Below are 2,671 nucleotides of genomic sequence, written 5' to 3' on the forward strand. Positions count from 1 at the left end.
GCCGGCTGATGGCCGGGTCCGACCTCGACATGATGCTGATCTACGACTTCCCCGAGGGCGTGACCGAGAGCGTCGGCGCGCGGCGGGTGCCGACGCAGCAATGGTTCGTGCGGGCGGCGCATGCGCTGGTGGGCGCGCTGACGGCGCCGGGGGCGGACGGGCGTCTGTACGAGGTGGACATGCGGCTGCGCCCGTCGGGCAACAAGGGGCCGGTCGCGGTCTCGCTCGCCGGCTTCGTCCGCTATCACGCCGAGAGTGCCTGGACCTGGGAGCGGATGGCGCTGACGCGCGCGCGCGTCGCCTGGGCGCCGCCCGGCCTCGGCCCGCGCATCGAGGCGGCGATCGCGGCGGCGCTGCGCCATCGGGCCGACCCGGCCACGATCCGCGCCGATGCGCGGACCATGCGCGCGCGCATCGCCCGCGAGCATCCGGGCCGCAGCCGGTGGGACATGAAATACCGCCCGGGCGGCATGATCGACATCGAGTTCATGGAGCAGGTCGGCGTGCTGTGCGGCGCGCCGCCGCCCGCGCCCTGGCTGGTCCGGGCATGGGAGCGGTATTTCACGGTGCAGAGCCTGCTGCGCATCCTGCTCGGCCCCGCGACGCCGGCCGAGGACCTGCCGGAGGCATCGGCGGCGGCGCTGCTGCGGGCGGTGCGGGCGGGATGGGAGGGTGACGACTCCGCGCCGGTTGACGTAGCTGGCCTGCTCACCAGCCTTGACGCGACCGCGGTGCGGGTCCGCGCCGCCTTCAGCGAGCAGATCGGGGAGATTGCATGATGGCCATCGACGAGGGCAGCGAGGCGCCGGCGTTTTCCATGCCGGCGAGCGGCGGGCGCACCGTCAGCAGCGAGACGCTCAAGGGCAAGCCGTACGTGCTGTATTTTTATCCGAAGGCCGACACGCCCGGCTGCACCAAGGAGGCCTGCGCGTTCCAGGAAGCGCTCCCGCAGCTGGGCCACCTCGGCATCGACGTGATCGGCGTGTCGAAGGACAAGATGAAGCCGATCGAGAAGTTCGCGGAGAAATACAATCTTACCTTTCCGCTGGCCTCCGACGAGACGACGCATGTCGCCGAGGATTACGGCGTGTGGGTCGAGAAGAGCATGTACGGCAAGACGTATATGGGCATGGAGCGCAGCACGTTCCTGATCGACCGGGCGGGCAAGGTCGCGCGCGTCTGGCGCAAGGTGAAGGTCGAGGGGCATGCGAAGCAGGTGCTGGAGGCGGTGAAGGCGCTCGGCTGAGCGCGGGGCCACGGCGCATGCGGCGTCCGCTCGCGCTGATGCTCGGCTACGGCTTCGCGGCGGGGCTGCCGCTGCCGCTGTCGGGCTTCACCTTTCGCCAGTGGCTCACGCATGACGGCGTGTCGCTGATCGTCATCGGGCTGACGGCCAATATCGGGCTTTCGTACACGCTGAAGTTCCTGTGGTCGCCGGTACTCGATCAGATGGCGCCGCCGTTCGGGCTGGCGCGGTTCGGGCGGCGGCGCGGCTGGCTGCTGGCGATCCAGCCGGCGCTGTCGGCGGCCTGCCTGCTGCTGGCCTGCACCGATCCGGCGCGCGGGGCGGGCGCGTCGCTGGCGGCGGCGGCGCTGGTCGCCTTCCTCTCCGCCAGCCAGGACATCGTCGTCGATGCGTGGCGCATCGAGACGTTCGAGGAACGCGCGCAGGGGGCGGCGCTCGCGGCCTATGTCTGGGGCTATCGCGCGGCGCTGTATCTGTCGGGCGCGGGAGCGATCGCGCTCGCCTCGCATGTCGGGTGGCATCTGTCGCTGATCGCCGTCGCGCTGGTGACGCTGAGCGGGACGGCGGTGACCCTGCTGGCGGCCGAGCCGTCGGTGCGGCGCGCGGTGCAGGCGGTGACGGGCGTCGCGGCACGCATGCGCGTCGCGGTGGTGGAGCCGTTCCGCGACTTCCTGACCCGGCCCGGCGCGTGGACCATCCTCGGCTTTGTCGCGCTGTTCAAGCTCGGCGAGGCGATGGCGGGCGTGATGACGGCGCCGTTCTACCATCATCTCGGCTTCGAGCAGGCGCAGGTGGCGGCGGCGGTCGGCCCGTTCGGGCTGACCGCCAGCATCGCGGGCTATGCGCTCGGCGGCGTGCTGGTCGCGCGCCTCGGTGTCGGGCGGGCGCTGCTGGCGACCGGGCTGGTGCAGACGGCGGCGATGGGGATGTATGTCTGGCTCGCCTATTCGGCCGGCAAGCCGTTCATGCTGTATGCGACGGTGATGGTGGAGAACTTCGCCGAGGGCACGGCCGATGCCGCGTTCCTGACCTATCTGTCCGGCCTCTGTTCGGTCGCCTACACGGCCACGCAATACGCGCTGCTGTCGTCGATCGCGGCGATCGGGCTGCGCACCATCGGCGGCCTGTCGGGCTTCCTCGTCCGCGCGATCGGGTGGGAGGCGTTCTATACCGTCGCCCTGTTCGCGGCGCTGCCGGCGATGGGTCTGATGCTGCGTCTGCTGCACCGCTTTCCGCCGCGTCCGGCGCCGTTGCCGGCCTGAGCCAGGAGATACCGATGACCCGCTTTCCGACCCCCGCGCCCGAGCAGATGACGGAGGCGCAGCGGCGTCTCGCGGAGACGATCCTGTCCGGGCCGCGCGGGTCGCTCGACGGGCCGTTCCGGGCATGGCTGCACGCGCCGGAGCTGGGCGACCGGCTGCAGCG

2 protein-coding genes and 1 pseudogene are annotated in these 2,671 nt (G+C 71.5%); all 3 read left to right on the forward strand.

What is annotated here, in order from left to right; translation table 11 throughout:
* Positions 1-779: pseudogene (locus tag B8460_RS22900) on the forward strand (bifunctional [glutamine synthetase] adenylyltransferase/[glutamine synthetase]-adenylyl-L-tyrosine phosphorylase); the annotation flags it as partial.
* Entirely contained in the window at positions 779-1,246 is a 468-nt protein-coding gene (gene bcp, locus B8460_RS12830; RefSeq protein WP_048861998.1) for a thioredoxin-dependent thiol peroxidase, read from the forward strand. The pseudogene B8460_RS22900 and the gene bcp, both read left to right, overlap by 1 nt.
* A 17-nt stretch (positions 1,247-1,263) precedes the next feature.
* Complete coding sequence (locus B8460_RS12835; protein ID WP_048861999.1) at positions 1,264-2,508, forward strand: AmpG family muropeptide MFS transporter; 1,245 nt, start codon at positions 1,264-1,266, stop codon at positions 2,506-2,508.
* The last annotated feature ends 163 nt before the right edge of the window (positions 2,509-2,671 follow it).

The sequence above is a fragment of the Acidisphaera rubrifaciens HS-AP3 genome (genome assembly GCF_000964365.1).
In the GTDB taxonomy this organism is placed as follows: Bacteria; Pseudomonadota; Alphaproteobacteria; order Acetobacterales; family Acetobacteraceae; genus Acidisphaera; species Acidisphaera rubrifaciens.